Below are 19740 nucleotides of genomic sequence, written 5' to 3'. Positions count from 1 at the left end.
CCCACCACCGGTGGGGCCCTTCTGCTGAGCGGGCGACGAGAATCGAACTCGCGTAGCTAGTTTGGAAGACTAGGGCTCTACCATTGAGCTACGCCCGCGTGGACCGGGACAGCCCCTCGGAGGCGCTGCAGATCCGAGGCGTTAGCCTAATGCCCGCGATCGTGTGAGCCGAAATCGGCTCGCCGTCCACGGGGTATGGCGCAGCTTGGTAGCGCGTCCGCTTTGGGAGCGGAAGGCCGCCGGTTCGAATCCGGCTACCCCGACGAACGGCCAAGCTTGCGCAGGCCGTCGGCGGGGGTGCCGGATGACGGGAGCCGGAGCGCACGGGCGACGAAGGAGCCCGGACGCGACGGCGGCGTCCGGCTACCCCGGGACCCGAGACAGCAGGACCACTCGGCACGGCCCTGACCCCGCGACCGGAGTCATCAGGCCGCTGGCAGTCAGTCGAGCAGGACGGCCCGGAACTCCGTGGTCGACCTTCCGGCGCGGTGCCCCTTCTCCTCGAACCCGTCGGTGGGCCGCCAGTCCGGCCGCTCGCCCTCCGTCACCTCGAACCGCGCGTCCGCGCCGAGCTCCGCGCGGGCGTGGGCGGCGTGCACGGGGTGGTCGGTGGCCACGAGGAGGTGCCCGCCGGGCACGAGGCGGGAGGCAACGAGGTCGAGGTTGTACGGCGCGAGGAAGCGCCGCTTCACGTGCTTGCCCTTGGGCCAGGGGTCGGGGAAGAACAGGTGCACGGCCGTGAGCGTGTCGGGGAGCAGTCGTTCCTCGAGCAGCTGGACCGCGTCGCCGCGGTGCATCCAGAGGTTGCTCAGGCCCCTGCGTTCGGCCTCGGCCAGCATGCGGGCGAGCGCGGGGGTGAACACGTCGACGGCGAGGAGGTCGTGCTCGGGGTGGGCGGCGGCATACGCCAGCGCGGCCGCGCCGTGGCCGCAGCCGATCTCGAGGACGACGGGGGCCGTGCGCCCGAACGCGGTGGCCGGGTCGAGGACGCCCTCGGGGATCCCGTGGAGGGGCACGAGCCGCTCGAGCCGGTCCAGGGTGAGGGCGGACAGCCGGCCGCGGCGAGCGCCGTACGACCGGACCCGGCCGGTGTCGCGCATGGGCTCCATGGGCCCAGCCTAGGAGGACCGGCGCCGCGGCCGGGATCGGGGCACGGACCGAGGGACGGGACGCTGGCGATAACTGTTGCTTATGTGATCCATAATGTGTCCATGCGCATCTCCCGCTTCCCCAACATCGTCGACGAGATCGCCGTGCGCCTCATCGCCGGAGTCGTCCTCGTGCTCGCCGTGGTCGCCCTGGCCACGCAGCAGTGGTGGCTCTACGGCGTCCTTGCCGTGGACTTCGTGCTCCGTACCGGGTGGGGGCCGTCGGCCAGCCCGATCGCGCAGCTCGTCCGCCGCGTCATCCGGCCCCGGGTGGCGACGCCGCCGCGCTGGACCGCAGGACCGCCCAAGCGGTTCGCGGCGGCGATCGGGGCCGTGTTCACCGTGGCGGCCACCGTCCTGTGGCTCACCGGAGCCGTCGTCCCCGTCGTCGTCATCGGCGTGGTCATGGTGGTCTTCCCGGCGCTGGAGTCCCTGGCCGGCGTCTGCGTCGGGTGCATCGTCTTCGGCTGGCTGATGCGGCTGGGGATCATCCCGGAGTCGATCTGCGTCGAGTGCGCCGACATCAGCAAGCGCGCTGCCCAGCGCCGGGCAGCCTCCCCGGCCTGAACGGACGGAGCGGTCCGGGCGGTCCGAGCGGTCAGCGGCGCCAGACCAGGACCGCAGCCCGGTCGTCGGTCTCGCCGGCCCGGGCCGCGGCGCACATCTTCGCCGCCATCCCCTCGAACCCGCGCCCGATCATCTGCTCGGCCGTCCCGAGCATGCGGTCGATGCCGTCGCGCAGGTCGCGGTTGCGCACCTCGATGACCCCGTCGGTGTAGAGCAGCAGGGCGTCACCGCGGCGCAGCGTGCCCCGCACGCGCGGGAAGCCGACGGCGTCGGTGACCCCGAGCACCGGGCCCTCGTCCCCCTCGAGGACCTTCCAGCGCCCCGAACCCGCGGAGAACCTCACGGCCGGGGGGTGGCCCGCCGAGGCGAGGCTGTACTCGCCAGTCTCGAGGTTGATCCAGGCGTGCGCGGCGCTCGCGAACCCCTCGTCCCACTGCTGGCGCAGGAGGTAGGAGTTCGCAGCCGTCAGGAACTGGTCATAGGGCAGTGACCCGAGCAGGCCGCCGAACGCACCGGACAGCAGCAGCGACCGGGTGCCGGCTGCGATGCCCTTGCCGGAGACGTCGACGAGTGCCAGCTCGAGGATGTTGTCGGACTTGTTGGTCACGAGGAAGTCACCGGAGAACGAGTCGCCGTAGGCGGACAGGACCGACAGCTCGGCGCCCCAGCCCGGCGGCATCGGCGGCAGCTCTCCCTGGGTGCGCAGCCGGTCGCGCAGGTCGACCAGCATGGTCTCGCCCAGGTTGCCCTGGACCCCGAGCCGGGCCCGGGACGCGGCGACCCAGAACATGATCACCATGACGACGACGAGGACGGTGTAGGCCCCGTAGTAGGGCGGACCACCACCCCGGTTCACGAGCGTCAGCGCAGCGGTGAGGAGCACGAGCGCGTCCCCCGCCGCGAGGACGCGGGGAGCCAGGAAGAGACCGGCGAGCACGGCGACGAGGACATACCCCGAGAACGGGATCGAGGTCCCGATCGCGGCCATGGCCCAGAACAGCAGGAGGTCAGCGACGACGAGGAGCGCGAACGTGCTGCCGGTCCCCCACCGGCCGAAACGGCTCCGGGTCCGCTGGAACCGCGTCATGAGGGAACGACGCGCAAGGACCGACCTGCCAACGTCCACCAGTGCGAGTTCCTTCGGGCCGGTCGGGGGTGCAGGGCACCCCGAAGGGTCATTGGGGGCGGACTGGCCCCGTCTCCAGCCCTGCCTCAGCAGCCTAGTGGGCTGACCTCTCCGGGGCCGAGAAATCCACAGATCACGGCTGGTCGGGCAGTGTCCCGTCCTGCTCGTAGGCGCTGACCATGTCGATGCGACGCGCATGTCGCTGCGCACCCGAGAACGGTGTCGCGAGGAACGTCCGCACCATCGCCTTGGCCTCGTCCACGGTGTTCATCCGCCCACCGATGGAGATGACCTGCGCGTTGTTGTGCTCACGCGCGAGCCGGGCCAGCTCCTCGTTGTAGCAGAGCGCGGCGCGGATGCCGGCGACCTTGTTGGCGGCCATCTGCTCGCCGTTGCCCGAGCCGCCGAGCACCACGCCGAGCGAGTCCGCATCGGCTGCGACGGCGCGGGCGGCGCGCAGCACGAACACCGGGTAGTCGTCCTCGGCGTCGTAGGTGTGCGGACCGTGGTTGGTGACCTCGTGGCCCTCGGCCTCGAGGAACGCGACGAGCTCACCGAGCAGCTCGTATGCGGCGTGGTCGCCGCCGATGTGGACGCGCATCGCAGGCCTCTCAGTCGAAGATGGGGCCGACGGTGCGGCTGCGCTTGAGCTCGAAGAAGCCGGGCGTGCCGGCGACGAGCACGCAGCCGTCCCACAGCTTCGCAGCGGCCTCACCCTTGGGCGCCGGGCTCACGACCGGGCCGAAGAAGGCGACCCCGTCGACCGCGATGACGGGGGTGCCCACGTCGTCGCCCACGAGGTCGATGCCGCGCTGGTGGCTGGCCTTGAGGCGGTCGTCGTGCGCGTCCGTGTCGGCGAACTCGGCGAGCTCGACCGGCAGGCCGACCTCCTCGAGCGCCGGCACGATCACCTTGGCGTAGTCCTTCTCCCCACCGAGGTGGATGCGGGTGCCCATGGCGTCGTAGAGGGGCTTGATGACCTTGTCGCCGTGCTCGGCCGCGGCGGCGAGGATGACGCGCACGGGGCCCCAGGCGCGGTCCATCATCTCGCGGTACTGCTCGGGCAGGTCGCGCCCCTCGTTGAGGACGGCCAGGCTCATGACCGACCAGGTCACGTCCACCGGGCGGACCTTCTCGACCTCCATCATCCAGCGCGAGGTCATCCAGGCCCACGGACAGAGCGGGTCGAACCAGAACTCGGCGGAGGTACGGGTCTGGGCAGCGTCGGAAGCAGTCACCCGACCAATCCTGCCACTGCCCCCGCGCCGACCGCACCCGAGGCCCGGAGGAACGCTCCGGGGCCGGGCTGGTTGACGTCACGGCAACCTGACCGGGGCCGCGACGCGGACCCGGGAGGCGACGCGGCGCCATACCCACCGTTGCGGGAACACCCCTCCGCGCGTGCGAGGATTGGCGCCGAAACGTGGACCAACCCCTGCAGGAGATTCAGTGCCCGGCACAAACCTGACCCGCGACGAGGCGGTCGCCCGCGCGGCCGTCGTCGCCGTCGACCACTACGACGTCGCGCTCGACCTGACGACGTCGGAGGAGACGTTCCGGACCACCACCACGGTGACGTTCACGAGCGCCCAGGTCGGGGAGTCCACGTTCGTGGACCTCATCGCCCCCTCGGTGGAGGCGATCACCCTCAACGGTGAGTCGCTGGACCCGGCGACCCACTTCGACGGCGTCCGCATCACGCTCCCGTCGCTCGCGGAGCACAACACCCTGACGGTCGACGCGACCGCCGCCTACATGAACACCGGCGAGGGGCTGCACCGCTTCGTCGACCCGGTCGACGACGAGGTCTACCTCTACTCGCAGTTCGAGGTGGCCGACTGCCGTCGCATGTTCACCGTGTTCGAGCAGCCCGACCTCAAGGCGACCTACGCCTTCACCATCACGGCTCCCTCGCACTGGGAGGTCGTGTCCAACTCCCCCACCCCGGAGCCGACCCCCGTGCGTGACGGCGTCGCCCGCTGGGAGTTCGCCGCGACGCAGCGGATGTCCTGCTACATCACCGCGCTCGTCGCCGGCCCGTACGCCGTGGTCCGCGACGAGGTGCAGACCCGCAAGGGTGCGGTGCCCCTCGGCATCTTCTGCCGCAAGTCGATGCTCGAACACCTCGACGCCGACAACATCTTCGACTGCACCAAGCGCGGGTTCACGTTCTTCGAGAACGAGTTCGACTGCGAGTACCCGTTCGAGAAGTACGACACGCTCTTCACGCCCGAGTACAACATGGGCGCGATGGAGAACGCCGGCGCGGTGACCGTCAACGAGACGTACGTCTTCCGCGCCAAGGTCACCGAGGCCATCGTCGAGCGCCGGGCCCTCACCCTCCTGCACGAGCTGGCACACATGTGGTTCGGCGACCTCGTGACCATGAAGTGGTGGAACGACCTGTGGCTCAACGAGTCCTTCGCTGAGTGGGCGTCGACCACCTGCCAGGCCGAGGCCACCGAGTGGGAGTCCGCGTGGACGACCTTCGGCATCAGCGAGAAGGCCTGGGCCTACCGCCAGGACCAGCTGTCCTCCACCCACCCGATCGTGGCCCCGATCCGTGACCTCGAGGACGTCGAGGTCAACTTCGACGGCATCACCTACGCCAAGGGCGCCTCGGTCCTCAAGCAGCTCGTGGCCTACGTCGGCCGCGAGCCGTTCGTCGCCGGCCTGCGCGCCTACTTCGCCAAGCACGCGTGGGGCAACACCACCCTGCAGGACCTGCTCGGCGAGCTCGAGACCACCTCTGGCCGCGACCTCGGCACGTGGTCGAAGCTCTGGCTGGAGACCGCGGGCGTCAACACCCTGCGCCCCGTCGTCGAGGTCGACGACCGTGGCCTGATCTCCTCGGCGACCATCGAGCAGACCGGCGCCGAGGGCTACGCCACCCTGCGTCCGCACCGCCTCGCGGTGGGTCTGTACTCCGTGCAGGAGCAGGCCGACGGCCCCGTCCTGGTGCGCACCGACCGGCTCGAGCTCGACGTCGACGGGGCGTCCACGGCCGTCCCCGAGCTCGTCGGCCGGCCCGTGCCGGACCTGCTGCTCGTCAACGACGAGGACCTGGCCTACGCCAAGATCCGCCTCGACGAGCGGTCCCTCGCGACGGCGCTGGCCCACCCGCGCGGTTTCCAGGACAGCCTCCCCCGGGCCCTGGTCCTGGGTGCCGCCTGGGACATGACCCGCGACGCGGAGATGTCGGCGCGTGCCTTCATCGACCTCGTCCTGGCCTCCCTGCCCGGCGAGACCAACTCGACGATGCTGCGCACCGTGCTGGCCCAGCTCCAGAGCGCGGCGCGCCTCTACGTCGCCCCCGACCACCGCGACGCGGCCCTGACCACCGTCACCGCCGGACTGCGCGCCCTCACCGAGGCCGCCGAACCCGCCAGCGACGCCCAGCTCCAGCTCCTGACCGCGTATGCCGCCGTGCAGCGCGGCGGCGCGGACGCCGACTTCCTGCGCGGTCTGCTCGACGGGACCGGGTCGCTCGAGGGCCTGGCCGTCGACACCGAGATGCGCTGGATGCTGCTCACCGCGCTCGCCGCGGTGGGGTCGGCCACCGAGGAGGAGATCGCCGCCGAGCAGGCGCGCGACAACACCTCCACCGGTCGCGAGCGCGCAGCCCGCGCCTTGGCAGCCCGCCCGACGGCCGAGGTCAAGGCGCAGGCGTGGCACGACGGCGTCGAGGACGCGTCACTGCCCAACTCCGTGGTCGAGGCCACAGGGCTGGGCTTCACGCAGGCGCTCGACACCGAGCTGCTGCGCCCGTACGTCGAGCGGTACCACGACGCGCTGCTCGACATCTGGGAGTCGCGCACCCACGCGATCGCCGAGTCGATCCTCGTGACCTACTACCCGACGGTCCTCGCCGACCAGGGCCTGCTGGACGCCTCGCAGGCGTGGCTGGACAGCCACCCGGACGCTCCCGCCGGGCTGGTGCGCCTCGTGGCCGAGAACCGCGACGGTGTCGCCCGTGCCCTGCAGGCCCAGTCCCGGGACGCCGATGCCTGAGTCGTTCCTGCACAGCCTCGTCACGCTCACCCCCGAGGGGGTGTGGCACTGGTTCCGTGGCGCCCCCCTCCAGGTGGTCGTGACGATCCTGGCGGGCGTGGTCCTGCGTTGGCTGGCGCTGCGCTCGATCAAGCGGGTCGTCCGGATCACCCTGGCCAAGGCCGACGCACGGCGCTCGCACGAGCCGGGGCGCGTCGGTAGGGCCGGCAACGCCCTGGCCGCGGCGGCGGGCATCGACCGTGAGCGGCACCGCCAGCGCACCCTGACGATGAGCTCGTTGCTGCGCAGCAGCGCGACCTTCGTCATCGCGCTGGTCACGATCCTGACCGTCATGTCGGCCGTAGGGCTCGACCTCGCCCCGCTGCTCGCGACTGCCGGCGTCGGCGGGGTGGCGCTCGGTTTCGGGGCGCAGAGCTTGGTCAAGGACTTCCTCTCCGGGATCTTCATGATCCTCGAGGACCAGTACGGCGTCGGTGACGTCGTCGACACCGGTGAGGCCATCGGCACCGTCGAGGAGGTCTCGCTGCGGGTCACCCGCCTCCGGGACGGCAGCGGCGTGGTCTGGTACATCCGCAACGGCGAGATCATCCGGATCGGCAACAAGAGCCAGGGCTGGTCGACCGCCATCGTCGACCTGCCCGTGTCCTACGCGGAGAACATCGAGCGCGCCGTCGCGGTCATCCGCACGGTCATGAAGGAGCTGGACGAGGACCCGGCGTTCGCCGACCTCCTCCTCGAGGAGCCCAACGTCGTCGGCGTCGAGTCCATCACCGGCAACGTCGTCACGATCCGCGTCATCGCCAAGACCGCGCCGGAGCAGCAGTACGGCGTCTCCCGCGAGATCCGCGAGCGCGTCAAGACGGCGTTCGACGAGCACGGCATCAAGGCTCCCGTCATGACGCCCTTCGGTCCGGCCGGGGGCACCCCGTGAGCACCTCCGGCCAGTTCGGCAGCTTCTTCGACGAGGTCGGCGGGCACGAGACCTTCCGCAAGCTCGTCCACGAGTTCTACCGCGGCGTCGCGACCGACGACGCGCTGCGCGCCCTCTACCCCGAGCAGGACCTCGGTCCGGCCGAGGAGCGGCTGCGCCTGTTCCTCGAGCAGTACTGGGGCGGCCCGACGACCTACTCCGAGCAGCGCGGTCACCCCCGGCTGCGGATGCGCCACCACCCCTTCAAGGTCACGCCGACCCAGCGGGACCGGTGGCTCCTGCACATGATGGCGGCCGTCGACACCCTCGACCTGCCCCCGGCGAACGACCTGCTGCTGCGCGACTACCTCGAGCGCGCCGCGTTCAGCCTGGTCAACAGCCTCGACGAGGACTGAGCCGACGCCCGATCCGGCACCCCGCGCCATACCGGGCGGTGGTCGTCCGACCGCCCACAAGGCAAGACGGCGGGAACCCGGTTTCGTCCACGGGTCGTGATGCCTCACCATGGTTTCCCGTGACTGACACCCTCTCCACGACGTCCGACGCCACCCTCGGCGGGACGCACCCCACCCACCTCCTCCACCCCGCAGACTCGGCCGACGCCGCCTGGTGGCGCCACGCGGTGATCTACCAGATCTACCCCCGCTCCTGGGCGGACGCCGACGGTGACGGCATCGGCGACCTGCCGGGCGTGACCGCGCGACTGCCCTACCTGAAGGCCCTGGGTGTCGACGCGATCTGGTTCAGCCCCTTCTACACCTCGCCCCAGGCCGACGCCGGCTACGACGTCGCCGACTACCGCGACATCGACCCGCTGTTCGGCACCCTGGCCGACGCCGACGAGCTGGTGGCCAGGGCGCACGACCTCGGCCTGAAGATCATCGTCGACCTCGTGCCCAACCACAGCAGCGACGAGCACGTGTGGTTCCAGGCGGCGCTGGCCGCCGGCCCCGGCAGCCCCGAGCGTGCCCGCTACATCTTCCGTGACGGCAAGGGCGAGCACGGTGAGCTCCCGCCGAACGACTGGCGCTCGGTCTTCGGCGGCGACGGCTGGACCCGGGTCACGGAGCCCGACGGCACGCCCGGCCAGTGGTACCTGCACCTGTTCGACACCAAGCAGCCCGACTTCGACTGGGACAACCCCGAGGTCGGCGACGAGTTCGAGTCGATCCTGCGCTTCTGGCTCGACCGCGGCATCGACGGCTTCCGTGTCGACGTCGCCCACGGCCTGGTCAAGGAGAAGGGGCTGCCCGACTACGACGTGGAGCAGCACCTGCTCGACGGCGAGCTCAAGCCCGGCTCCCCCGTGCCCCCGATGTGGGACCAGGACGCGGTCCACGACGTCTACCGCCGCTGGCGCAAGGTCCTCGACGGCTACGGCACGCCCGACCGCATCCTGTGCGCCGAGGCCTGGGTCCGTCCACAGGAGCGCGCGGTCCGCTACGTCCGCCCCGACGAGATGCACCAGGCGTTCAACTTCGACTTCCTCAAGGCGCAGTGGACGGCCGAGGAGCTCCGCCCGGTCATCGCCTCGTCCCTCGAGGCCGCGGACTCGGTCGGCGCCCCGAGCACCTGGGTGCTGTCCAACCACGACGTCGTCCGGCACGCCTCGCGCCTCGGCCTGCCGGTCGGCGAGCGCCAGCCGAACGGCATCAGCGCCACGGACCCGCAGCCCGACCGCGCGCTGGGCCTCAAGCGGGCGCGGGCGGCCACGGCGCTGATGCTCTCGCTGCCGGGTGGGGCGTACCTCTACCAGGCCGAGGAGCTCGGCCTGCCGGACTCGACCGACATGCCCGGCGAGTTCCGCCAGGACCCGACGTTCATCCGCACCGAGGGCGCCGAGATCGGCCGTGACGGCTGCCGGGTGCCCATCCCGTGGGAGAAGGACGCCCCGGCGTTCGGGTTCGGCCCCTCGGACCAGACGTGGCTGCCCCAGCCCGAGGTCTACGGCGAGTACGCCGTGGACCAGCAGGACGGCGTCGAGGGCTCCACCCTCGAGCTGTACCGCTCGCTGCTGCGCATCCGCCGCGAGCGCGCGCTCGGCACCGGTGGCCTGCAGTCGGTGGACGGCTTCGGCGACGACGTCGTGGCCGTGCTCAACACCGGTCAGCACGCCGGCGACACCCTGGTCCTCACCAACTTCGGTGCCGACGCCGTGCGGCTGCCTGCCGGCGCGACCGTCCTCGTCGCCTCGGGGCCCCTCGCCGACGACGGCGCGGTTCCCACCGACACGACGGTCTGGGCCGCCGTCTGAGCCGGCCAGCGGCACGCACGGCAGACTGGTGCCGTGCGTGCCGCTGACTTCGCCTACCTCGATGCGCCGACCCCCATCGGGCTGGCGCACCGCGGCGGTGCCAAGGTGGCGGCCAACCTCCACCTCGAGAACACGCTCGCCGCGTTCCGGCACGCCGTGGACCTCGGCTACCGCTACCTCGAGACCGACGTCCATGCGACGAGCGACGGGCAGCTGCTCGCGTTCCACGACCACGTGCTGGACCGGGTCACCGATGCGCGCGGCACCATCGCCCACCTCCCGTATGCCGCGGTGCGCACCGCCCGCGTCAACGGCACCGAGCCGATCCCGCTGCTGTCCGAGCTGCTCGAGGAGTTCCCGCAGGCCCGGGTCAACATCGACGTGAAGGCCGACGGTGCCGTCGAGCGGCTCGCCGACGTGGTGCGGCGGCACGACGCGTTCGACCGGGTCTGCATCGGGTCGTTCTCCCGCCGCCGGCTGCGGGCCGTGCGGGCGCTGCTCGGTCCGGCCGTGGCCACGGCCGCCGGCCCGTCGGAGGTGGCGGTGCTGCGGTTCGCGCCGTCCGTCGTCGCCGACTGGCTGCGCTCCCCCGCGCCCGTCCTGCAGGTCCCCACCGGGCACGTCGTCGGCGGGCGTCGTCTCGACCTCGTCACCCCGGCCCTCGTCGAGCGGGTGCACGCCATGGGCAAGCACCTGCACGTCTGGACCATCGACGACGCCACCGAGATGCACCGACTGTTCGACCTCGGCGTCGACGGCATCGTCACGGACCGCACCGACACGCTCGCCGAGGTGCTCGCCGAGCGCGGCGTACCGTTGGGCCGGTGAGCTCGCCCAGGCCTGCACCGGAGCAGGTTGACGTCGGTGACGCACCCACGCGGGTCGCGCCGCCACGGCCCGGCGTCTTCGCGCCCGCCTACGCCCTGCTGTCCGTCGCCCTCGTCGCCCTCATCACGGTGATCGCCTTCGAGGGCATGGCCGTGTCCACCGCGATGCCCGAGGCGGCCCGTGAGCTCGACGCCGTGCGGTCCTACGGGTTGGCCTTCTCGGTCATGCTCACCACGCAGCTGCTCGGCATCGTGCTTGCGGGGGTCTGGGCCGACCGAGCGGGTCCCCTTCCCTCGTTGTATGCCGGCCAGCTGCTGTTCGGGGTCGGCTGCGCCGTGTGCGGCTCGTCAGGCTCGTTCGGCCTGTTCCTGGCGGGCCGTGGCGTGGCCGGTCTGGGCGCCGGGCTCATCATCGTCGCCGGGTACGTCGTGATCGGCCGCGCCTACCCGGAGTCGTTGCGCCCCAAGGTGTTCAGCGTCATCTCGGCCGCCTGGGTCCTTCCCTCCCTGCTCGGCCCACCGGTCGCCGCGTGGGTGACGACGACGTGGTCGTGGCGCTGGGTGTTCTGGCTCGTCGTGGCACCCGTCGTGGTGGCGCTGCTGGCGGTGGTGGCCCGGCGTGGGCAGATCGCCGCCGCCGACGAGGGGGTCGCTGCCTCGGGCCGCGACCACCGCCAGCACGCCCGGGCCGCCTGGCTCGGGGTCGCCATCGCCGCCTCCGCGGGCGCCGTGCAGTGGGGCACGCACTCGCTGGAGCTCCGGTGGTCCGCGCAGACCCTCGTGGCGCTCGTGGGCGTGGTCGGGCTGGGGCTGAGCGCGCCGCTCCTGCTGCCGCCGGGCACCTGGGTCATGCGCCGCGGGCTGCCGTCGGTGATGGTGGCGCGGTTCCTCCTGACCTGCTCCTTCTTCGGCACCATCACCTACATCCCGCTCATGCTCGTCAACGAGCGCGGCCTGTCGCTCGGTGCGGCCGGCACGATCCTGGCCGTCGGGTCCCTCGGCTGGTCGGCGGGTTCGTGGGTCCAGGGCCGCGACCGCTGGGCCGGCCGTCGCGAGCGACTCGTCTCCGTCGGTGGCGCGCTCCTGTCCACGGGGCTCGTGGCCGTCGTCGCGATCACCCACTTCGCGTGGAACCCCTACCTCATCGCCCTGGCGCTGGTCGCCTGCGGCACCGGCATGGGGCTCGGCACGGCCAGCCTGTCGGTGCTGTCGCTCACTCTCACGTCGCCGGCCGACCACGGCTCCACCTCGTCCTCCCTGCAGCTCGCGGACGTCCTGGGCTCGGTCCTCGGGATCGCGGCGGCCGGCGCCGTGTTCGCCGCCCTGCACACGGTCGCGGGCCGGGACGTGCCGGTGTACGTGACGATGTGGCTGGGCCTGACGGTCGTCGCCGCCCTGGTCGTCGTCGCCGGTCGGCGCATCGCGCCGCGACAGCCCTGACCACCGCCGCCCTCGAGCCGGTCGCCCTCGACCCCCTTGACCTGCGCGGATGCCGTCCTAGCATGGGTGGTGGGCCCCGCGGTCCGGCCGTGGGGCGGTGGCCGAGGGGTGGTCGCGATGGGCGACAGGACGACGGGACCGGGCGACAGCGCCGAGATGTCCGTCCGCGAGCTGATGGCGGCGCTCGCCGTGGTGGAGGAGCAGCTGCGCCAGGCGCCGTTGCTCGTGACGCTCGGCGGCACGACGGCGGTGAACCCCGAGGTCGCGCCCCTGCTGAGGAGGCAGCGCCAGCTCGTGGCGCGGTTGCGCGCGCGACGCACGTCCTGGGTCAGGTTCGGCAGCGGTGAGGCGCGTCAGCCGTCGGCCGCGTGGCCACCGCCGCCCTGGGCCGGCTAGCCCGGCCCCGGCTGACCGAGCAGGTCAGGCGGGGATGCCGCCGCGGATGAGGACGTGCCCTGCCGTCGTCGACAGCCGCGTCCAGCGGCCGTGGGTCCAGACGGTCACGTCCGACCCCGGTGCGGCGAAGCCGAGGGCGTAGGCCGCGAACGCACCGCCTGCAGGGACTGGCGGCGTCGTGGTGGTGAGTCGGCCCCAGACGTGCCGGCGCAGTGCTGCGACCACCTGACCGCCGGCGTCCGAAGGCGCACCGGAGGCGACCTGCGAAATCCCCTCTCGCGCAACGGCATACACCTCGTCGGCCGTGACCGAACCCACCCGCTCCCAGCCGCTCCGCGGAGGCGCCATGGCGGCCCATCCGACGCTGACCGTGGTCGGCGGCAGCGACAACGTCCTGCCGTCGCCGCGAGCGAGCCGGTCGGTCACGGACGCGAGCGACACGGTGGTGTCGACCTCCACGGCCTCGGCGAGAGGCATGGCCCGCAGACCGATGACCGCCCCCTCCCCCATCAGGCCGCTGCCGGGCAGGACACCGACGTAGGCGGCCAGGGTGGTGCCGGACGCCTGGAGCCGGATCGCGCCGTCGTCGTCGGCGGCCTTGGCGCGGGAGACGTAGGTGCGCAGGTCGTCCAGCCCCTGCGCATCGGGGAAGTGCAGGTCCATCAGCGCCGCCGCCAGCGGAACGGCACGGGCTCACCGGAGTGCACCTCGAGCAGGGCCTTGAGGTCGGGCGCCATCCGGCGCGGCGTCGAGGTGGCGAAGTCGTAGAGCACGAGCGTGGTCTCGGCCCGGGCGTAGACGGTGTCGTCGGAGGCGAGCCCGTCGCGCACCTCGTAGGCGAGGTCGAACCCGGCACCCCCGATCTTCGTCGCCCACATCTGCACGACGATCGGGGGCACCCGGAACAGCAGCGGCGCGAGGTACTCGATCTCGTGGCGGGCCACGAGGATGCCCTCGGCGAGCACGGAGCGGTCCTGCCCGAACCACTCCTCGAACCCGATCACCCGGGCGTCCTCGAGCAGCCGCAGGAACTGCACGTTGTTGACGTGGCCGTAGGCGTCCATGTCGCTCCACCGCAGGGGGACGTTGACGCAGTAGCGCTCGGGGAGCTGCGGGGCCGCGTCCGCCTGCACCGGTGCCTGCTCGTCTGCCATGGACCCATCCTGTCAGGGGTGTCGGGCCGGCGGCATACGGTGGTCACCATGGAGACGACCGCTGCGGCCACCGACCTGCACACCCTCGCCACGGGGGTGCTGCGCAGGCTCGTCGGCCGCGACGACGTCGACTTCCGGGACGGGCAGTTCGAGGCCGTGCAGGCGCTCGTGGGCGACCGGCGTCGCGTCCTGGTCGTCCAGCGCACGGGATGGGGCAAGTCCGCGGTCTACTTCGTGTCGACCGCGCTGCGCCGCGAGCAGGGCGCCGGACCCACCGTGATCGTCTCCCCCCTGCTGGCGCTGATGCGCGACCAGATCGCCGCCGCCCAGCGCGCCGGCATCAGGGCCGTCACGATGAACTCCGCCAACGCCGACGAGTGGGGCCGGGTCTCCGCGGCGCTGGCGGCCGACGAGGTCGACGTCCTGCTGGTCAGCCCCGAGCGGCTCAACAACCCGCGGTTCCGCGACGAGCAGCTGCCGGACCTCGCCCGGCGCTGCGGGCTCCTGGTCGTCGACGAGGCGCACTGCGTGTCCGACTGGGGCCACGACTTCCGTCCCGACTACCGCCGCATCCGCGACCTGCTCACGACGCTGCCCTCCGACACCCCCGTGCTGGCGACGACGGCGACCGCGAACGCGCGGGTCGTCACGGACGTCGTGGAGCAGCTCGGTGCCGGTGGTCACGACGTCCTGACGCTGCGGGGCGGCCTGGCTCGCGAGTCGTTGCGGCTCGGGGTCATGAGGCTGACCTCGCCCGAGCAGCGCCTCGCCTGGCTGCTGGCCCACCTCGACACGCTGCCCGGCAGCGGCATCGTCTACGCCCTGACCGTCTCGGCCGCCGAGGACGTCGCCGTGGCCCTGCGCGAGGCCGGCCACGAGGTCCGTGCCTACACCGGGCGCACCGACCCCGCCGACCGCGAACGCCTCGAGGCGATGCTGCGCGACAACCAGGTCAAGGCACTGGTGGCGACGAGTGCGCTGGGCATGGGGTTCGACAAGCCCGACCTCGGGTTCGTGCTGCACCTCGGGGCACCGTCGTCGCCGGTCGCCTACTACCAGCAGGTCGGTCGTGCCGGCCGCGCCACCGAGCGCGCCGACGTGCTGCTCCTGCCGGGCCCCGAGGACAAGGACATCTGGGCCTACTTCGCGTCGGCGTCGATGCCGCGCCAGGAGCAGGCCGACGCCGTGCTGACGACCCTCGCCCAGTCGCAGAAGGCCCTCTCCACCGCAGCCCTCGAGGCGGTCGTCGACATCCGTCGCACCCGCCTCGAGCTGCTGCTCAAGGTGCTCGACGTCGACGGTGCGGTCCGCCGGGTCCCCGGGGGTTGGACCTCCACGGGGGTGCCGTGGACCTATGACGCCGAGCGCTACGAGCGGGTCAGCGCCGCCCGGGTCCGCGAGCAGGACCTCATGGTCACCTACGAGCAGACCGGCGAGTGCCGCATGGCGTTCCTCCAGGAGTCGCTCGACGACGACACCGCCCTGCCGTGCGGCCGGTGCGACTCGTGCGCCGGGGTGTGGTTCCCGACCGAGATCCCCGACACCGCCGTCACCACGGCACGCGGTCGGCTCGAGCGGGCCGGCGTCGAGCTCGAGGCCCGCGCCCAGTGGCCGTCCGGCATGGACCGCCTCGGCGTCCCCCTCAAGGGCAAGATCGCCCCCGACGAGGGTATGGCGCCGGGCCGGGCCGTCGCCCGGCTCACCGACCTCGGGTGGGGCCAGCAGCTGCGCACCCTGCTGCGGGCCGACGACGGGCCGGCGCCCGCCGAGCTGCTGCGGGCCTGCGTCCCGATCCTGCGCGACTGGGACTGGGCCGAGCGCCCGGTCGCGATCGCCTCGGTCCCCTCGCGCCGCCGCCCCCAGCTCGTCGAGTCGGTCGCACAGGGCCTGGCCGAGATGGGTCGGTTGGAGTGGCTCGGACCGATGGACCTGGTCGAGGGCGGCCCGACCGGCGAGTCCGGCGGGAACAGCGCATTCCGCCTCGCGGGGGTCTGGGGACGCCTGGCCCCGTCGGCGACCCAGCGCGAGGCGCTCGCCCGTCTCTCGGGGCCGGTGCTGCTGGTCGACGACGTGGCCTCGTCGCGCTGGACGCTGACCGTCGCCGCCCAGGAGCTGCGGCGGGCCGGGGCGCCCGGCGTGCTGCCCTTCGTCCTCGCGCTAGAAGCCTGAGCCGGCCTCGTTCGGCACCTCGGCAGGGGCCTCGGGTGCCGGCTCGGCGGACCGGTGCGGTGCCGTGCGGGCGTCGGCCGGGGCCTCGAGCGGAACGGTGAACAGCGGCAGGAACAGCTGCACGGTGGGGCCGATGAGCACGGCATAAAGGATCGTGCCGATGCCCACGACGCCACCGAGGGCGAACCCGATGACCAGGACGGTCACCTCGATCGTGGTGCGCACCAAGCGGATGCTGCGCCCGGTCCGGCGGACCAGTCCGGTCATCAGCCCGTCGCGCGGTCCGGGACCGAACTGGCTGCCGATGTAGAGCGCGCCGGCCAGCCCGTTGAGCACGATGCCGCCACCGAGCAGCAGCACGCGGAGCACCATCGCCGACGGCCGGTCGAGCAGCGCGAGGGTCGCATCGGTGACCAGGCCGATGACGACGACGTTCGCGATGGTCCCGAGCCCCGGCACCTGCCGCAGCGGGATCCACAGGAGCAGCACCGCCACCCCCACGATGATGGTCACGGTGCCGAAGCTCACGGGCAGGTGACGGGCGATGCCGTAGTGGAAGACGTCCCACGGGTCGAGCCCGAGTCCGGCCCGGATGAGCATGCCCATCGAGACCCCGTAGAGGGTGAGCCCGACGAACAGCTGGGCCAGGCGGCGGGTCGTGTGTCCCGCGCGGAGCTGCTGCAGCGGCGTCATCGGGGTGAGGGTGGTGCGCGTCATGGTCCCCATGGTGGTCCTTGCTGGTCTGTTTTCCGATAGCCAATTGTGTCAAAGTGGTCTGCATGTCTCCTCGTGCGCTCACCGCCGCCCGGCTCCGCCCGCTGCTCGGTGCGGCCCTCGACACGAGCCCGGCCTACCGGGGCCTCGCCGACGCCCTGCGCCTGCTGGTCGCCGACGGCCGGATCCCGGCCGGCACCCGGCTGCCCAGCGAACGCGACCTGACCGCCGCCCTCGGCGTCAGCCGGACCACCGTGGGCCGCGCGTACGCCGAGCTGCGGGACCGCGGGTACCTCGAGTCGCGGCAGGGGTCGGGCAGCGTGGCCGTGCTCCCCGGTGCGGCGACCGGCCGCCGGCAGAGCGGGCCGCTCCAGCCCACGTCCGACCAGCTCGACGGCCCGGTCATCGACCTGACCTGCGCCTCCATGAGTGCGCCGGTCGGGACCGTCGCCGCCTACGAACGCGCGCTCGAACAGCTCCCCCGCTACCTCACCGGCACGGGCTACCACCCGCTGGGCCTGCCGGCGCTGCGCGAGCAGCTGGCCGCCGACCTCACGGAGCGCGGGCTGCCCACCGACGCCGAGCAGGTCATGGTGACCGGCGGCGCGCTCGCCGGCGTGGCCATCGCGGCCCGGGCCCTGCTCTCGCCGGGCGACCGCGTGCTGCTCGAGAGCCCGACGTACCCCAACGCCATCGAGACCCTCAGCCGCTCCGGCGCCCGCGCGGTCGCCCTGCCGATCGGGGCCGAGGGCTGGGACCTCGACACCGCCGAGGCGACGCTGCGCCAGACGGCGCCGCGGGCGGCCTACCTCGTGCCCGACTTCCACAACCCCACGGGCGCCCTCATGCCCGAGGAGCACCGCGCCCGGCTGGGCCGGGCCCTGGGGCAGACCCGGACGGTGGCGATCGTCGACGAGACGCTCGTCGAGCTCGCGCACGACCCGGGTCTGGTGATGCCGTCTCCGCTGGGGGCGCACCACGCGCGGACCGTCACCGTGGGCGGGGCGAGCAAGACGTTCTGGGGTGGTCTGCGGGTGGGCTGGCTGAGGGCGCCGCGTGACCTCATGCCCGCGCTGGTCACGGCACGGCTCACCCTCGACCTCGGCAGCCCCGTGATGGAGCAGCTCGTCCTGCTGGACCTGCTCGAACACCGGGACACCATCCTGCCGGTACGGCGGGAAGCGATCGTGGCGACGCGTGACGCGCTCGTCGGGGCCCTGCACAGTCGGCTGCCGGACTGGCGCTTCACCGTGCCGCAGGGCGGGTTGTGCCTCTGGGCGGAGCTGCCCGAGGCACTGTCGACGCCCCTGACCGTCGCGGCGGACCAGCGTGGGGTCGTCCTGGCACCGGGGTCGCAGTTCGCGGTGGACGGGGGCATGGAGCGGTTCCTGCGCATCCCGTTCACCGGCCACACCCCAGAGGTGGTCACCGACGCCGTGGAGCGGATCGCCCTGGCCTGGGAGGACGCCGTCGCGAGCCGACCGGCCGGCCGGCGACGTTCACCCCTCGTGGCGTGAGCGCCGACCACACGGTCGAACTCGCCTCGAGCCGCCGTCGACACGCCCCCTAGGCTTCCGGTGTGACCGACGACAGCACCGCACCCACCGAGCCCCTCGCCGACCTGCTCGCCACCCTCGACCTCGAGGAGCTGGGGACCGCCCGCATCACCGTCGAGGGCGTCGACGGCGCGGAGTCCATCGACCTCGGCGAGTCCGGTGCCTCGGTGTTCCTGGGCCGCAGCCAGAAGACCCCGCACGGCCGGGTCTTCGGCGGTCAGGTCCTGGCCCAGTGCGTCATGGCTGCCGGTCGCACCGTGGCCGACATCGACGACGGCGACGGTCCGCGCCACATCCACTCGCTGCACGGCTACTTCATGCGGCCGGGCGACGACACCAAGCCGATCCGATTCGCCGTCGAACGGATGCGTGACGGCCGGTCGTTCTCGACCCGCCGCGTCCACGCCATCCAGGACGGCCTGCCGATCCTGTCGATGATCACGTCGTTCCAGGAGCAGGCCGACGGCCTGGACCACCAGGACGCCATGCCTGACGTCCCGGGGCCCGAGACCCTGCCGTCGCTGCAGGACCTGTTCGGCGCCGTCGACCACCCGCAGGCCCGGCACCTGCTCAACCGGCCCGTCGAGCACCGGCACGTCGAGGGTGACGTGTTCGCGGCGCCCGGCCCGGAGCACGTCGCCCACCAGAGCGTGTGGCTCAAGGCGATCGGCGAGCTCCCCGACGACCCGCTCGTGCACGCCGCCGTCCTCGCCTACGCCTCCGACTACACGCTGCTCGAGCCGGTCATCCGCCGCCACGGTCTCGCGTGGAGCGACCGCAGGCTGCGACCTGCCAGCCTCGACCACGCCATGTGGTTCCACCGGCCGGTGAACGTCGACGACTGGATCCTCTACACCCAGGAGTCGCCCTCGGCCTCCGGCGGCCGAGGCCTCGGCATCGGCCGCATGTTCGGTGCCGATGGCACCCTCGTCGCGACCGTCGCCCAGGAGGGCATGGTCCGGGTGAAGAAGTCCTGATGGTCGAGCGCGAGGCATCCCGGTGGGTGGTCGACGCGCTGCGCGCCGAGGACCACGAGACGTGGACGGCGCTGCACCGCGGGTACCTCGACTTCTACGAGGTCACCGACCCCGAACGGGTCTCCCCCGCGATCTGGGCCTGGTTGACCGACCCCGACCACGAGCTCGAGTGTGTCGTCGTCCGCCCCGCCCCGGGCGCGCCGCCGGTCGGTATGGCGCACTTCCGCCCCTTCGTGCGACCCCTCGCCGCCGCGACGGCCTGCTTCCTCGACGACCTGTTCGTCGCCCCGGCCGCCCGCGGCTCGGGCGCCGTGGACGCGCTGCTCGCCGCCCTTCAGCAGGTCTCCCGAGACCGGGGCTGGACCCAGGTTCGCTGGATCACCAGGGAGAGCAACACCCGGGCGCGGTCGACCTACGACCGGCTGGCCAGGCAGACCGACCTCGTGACCTACGAGCTGTCCGTCTGACCG

The 19740-nt window shown here is 72.5% G+C and carries 19 protein-coding genes and 2 tRNA genes; 13 read left to right on the top strand and 8 right to left on the bottom strand.

Features of this window, described 5'->3' with window-relative positions; genetic code table 11:
* Positions 1–27 precede the first annotated feature (27 nt).
* Positions 28–98: transfer RNA gene (locus ACYVKF_RS13570), tRNA-Gly, on the bottom strand.
* Between the two features lie 91 nt (positions 99–189).
* Here ACYVKF_RS13570 and ACYVKF_RS13565 point away from each other — a divergent pair.
* Positions 190–263: transfer RNA gene (locus ACYVKF_RS13565), tRNA-Pro, on the top strand.
* Positions 264–440: 177 nt separating this feature from the next.
* Here ACYVKF_RS13565 and trmB read toward each other — a convergent pair.
* Complete coding sequence (gene trmB, locus ACYVKF_RS13560; RefSeq protein ID WP_460967071.1) at positions 441–1109, bottom strand: tRNA (guanine(46)-N(7))-methyltransferase TrmB; 669 nt, start codon at positions 1107–1109, stop codon at positions 441–443.
* 102 nt (positions 1110–1211) lie between these two features.
* Here trmB and ACYVKF_RS13555 point away from each other — a divergent pair, with 102 nt between their 5' ends.
* A complete protein-coding gene (locus ACYVKF_RS13555) occupies positions 1212–1715 on the top strand; it encodes a DUF4395 domain-containing protein (protein ID WP_460967069.1) in 504 nt (167 codons plus the stop codon).
* A gap of 31 nt (positions 1716–1746) precedes the next feature.
* Here ACYVKF_RS13555 and ACYVKF_RS13550 read toward each other — a convergent pair whose 3' ends face one another.
* The 3 genes from ACYVKF_RS13550 to ACYVKF_RS13540 form a co-directional block, all read right to left on the bottom strand.
* On the bottom strand, positions 1747–2802 hold the full coding sequence (locus tag ACYVKF_RS13550; protein WP_056917896.1) for a PP2C family protein-serine/threonine phosphatase: 1056 nt from the start codon (positions 2800–2802) through the stop codon (positions 1747–1749).
* 172 nt (positions 2803–2974) lie between these two features.
* Positions 2975–3442 (bottom strand): ribose-5-phosphate isomerase, encoded by a 468-nt coding sequence (locus ACYVKF_RS13545; RefSeq protein ID WP_460967067.1) that lies wholly within the window; start codon positions 3440–3442, stop codon positions 2975–2977.
* Between the two features lie 10 nt (positions 3443–3452).
* Positions 3453–4079, bottom strand: coding sequence for a mycothiol-dependent nitroreductase Rv2466c family protein (locus tag ACYVKF_RS13540; RefSeq protein ID WP_056917775.1), 627 nt, complete (start codon positions 4077–4079; stop codon positions 3453–3455).
* Between the two features lie 211 nt (positions 4080–4290).
* Between ACYVKF_RS13540 and pepN the strand changes: the two genes are divergently transcribed.
* The 7 genes from pepN (at position 4291) to ACYVKF_RS13505 (ending at position 12700) form a co-directional block, all read left to right on the top strand.
* Positions 4291–6852, top strand: coding sequence for an aminopeptidase N (gene pepN, locus ACYVKF_RS13535; protein ID WP_460967065.1), 2562 nt, complete (start codon positions 4291–4293; stop codon positions 6850–6852).
* Positions 6845–7783: a mechanosensitive ion channel family protein gene (locus ACYVKF_RS13530; protein ID WP_460967063.1), complete on the top strand. Its 939-nt coding sequence runs from the start codon at positions 6845–6847 to the stop codon at positions 7781–7783. The genes pepN and ACYVKF_RS13530 overlap by 8 nt, the downstream gene beginning before the upstream one ends.
* Positions 7780–8178, top strand: coding sequence for a globin (locus ACYVKF_RS13525; protein WP_056917778.1), 399 nt, complete (start codon positions 7780–7782; stop codon positions 8176–8178). Before ACYVKF_RS13530 ends, ACYVKF_RS13525 begins: the two co-directional genes overlap by 4 nt.
* Before the next feature lie 119 nt (positions 8179–8297).
* A complete protein-coding gene (locus ACYVKF_RS13520) occupies positions 8298–10037 on the top strand; it encodes a glycoside hydrolase family 13 protein (protein WP_460967061.1) in 1740 nt (579 codons plus the stop codon).
* 33 nt (positions 10038–10070) lie between these two features.
* Positions 10071–10865, top strand: a complete 795-nt coding sequence (locus tag ACYVKF_RS13515; RefSeq protein WP_056917780.1) for a glycerophosphodiester phosphodiesterase family protein — start codon at positions 10071–10073, stop codon at positions 10863–10865.
* On the top strand, positions 10862–12304 hold the full coding sequence (locus tag ACYVKF_RS13510; protein ID WP_082553383.1) for an MFS transporter: 1443 nt from the start codon (positions 10862–10864) through the stop codon (positions 12302–12304). The genes ACYVKF_RS13515 and ACYVKF_RS13510 overlap by 4 nt, the downstream gene beginning before the upstream one ends.
* Before the next feature lie 117 nt (positions 12305–12421).
* Positions 12422–12700, top strand: a complete 279-nt coding sequence (locus ACYVKF_RS13505) for a hypothetical protein (RefSeq protein ID WP_157581643.1) — start codon at positions 12422–12424, stop codon at positions 12698–12700.
* A gap of 24 nt (positions 12701–12724) precedes the next feature.
* On the opposite strand, the gene ACYVKF_RS13500 is transcribed toward ACYVKF_RS13505, so the two are convergent.
* Together ACYVKF_RS13500 and ACYVKF_RS13495 are read right to left on the bottom strand one after the other, a co-directional pair.
* Positions 12725–13363: a hypothetical protein gene (locus tag ACYVKF_RS13500; RefSeq protein WP_460967058.1), complete on the bottom strand. Its 639-nt coding sequence runs from the start codon at positions 13361–13363 to the stop codon at positions 12725–12727.
* Entirely contained in the window at positions 13363–13854 is a 492-nt protein-coding gene (locus tag ACYVKF_RS13495) for an acyl-CoA thioesterase (RefSeq protein ID WP_082553384.1), read from the bottom strand. The genes ACYVKF_RS13500 and ACYVKF_RS13495 overlap by 1 nt, the downstream gene beginning before the upstream one ends.
* A 48-nt stretch (positions 13855–13902) precedes the next feature.
* On the opposite strand from ACYVKF_RS13495, the gene ACYVKF_RS13490 reads away from it, so the two are divergent.
* Complete coding sequence (locus ACYVKF_RS13490) at positions 13903–16023, top strand: RecQ family ATP-dependent DNA helicase (RefSeq protein WP_056920045.1); 2121 nt, start codon at positions 13903–13905, stop codon at positions 16021–16023.
* Here the strand turns inward: ACYVKF_RS13490 and yczE are convergent.
* Positions 16012–16740, bottom strand: coding sequence for a membrane protein YczE (gene yczE / locus ACYVKF_RS13485; RefSeq protein ID WP_460967055.1), 729 nt, complete (start codon positions 16738–16740; stop codon positions 16012–16014). The two genes, ACYVKF_RS13490 and yczE, sit on opposite strands and share 12 nt — an antisense overlap.
* Before the next feature lie 62 nt (positions 16741–16802).
* Between yczE and yczR the strand changes: the two genes are divergently transcribed.
* The 3 genes from yczR to ACYVKF_RS13470 all read left to right on the top strand — a co-directional run bounded on the left by yczR (position 16803) and on the right by ACYVKF_RS13470 (position 19737).
* Positions 16803–18254, top strand: coding sequence for a MocR-like transcription factor YczR (gene yczR / locus ACYVKF_RS13480; RefSeq protein WP_460967053.1), 1452 nt, complete (start codon positions 16803–16805; stop codon positions 18252–18254).
* Between the two features lie 62 nt (positions 18255–18316).
* Positions 18317–19270, top strand: coding sequence for an acyl-CoA thioesterase (locus ACYVKF_RS13475; RefSeq protein WP_460967051.1), 954 nt, complete (start codon positions 18317–18319; stop codon positions 19268–19270).
* On the top strand, positions 19270–19737 hold the full coding sequence (locus tag ACYVKF_RS13470) for a GNAT family N-acetyltransferase (protein ID WP_460967048.1): 468 nt from the start codon (positions 19270–19272) through the stop codon (positions 19735–19737). Before ACYVKF_RS13475 ends, ACYVKF_RS13470 begins: the two co-directional genes overlap by 1 nt.
* Positions 19738–19740 lie beyond the last annotated feature (3 nt).

It is taken from the genome of Pedococcus soli, assembly GCF_054782575.1.
Note: the sequence above shows the minus strand (reverse complement) of the source record. Positions and strands in the feature narration are given on the sequence as shown.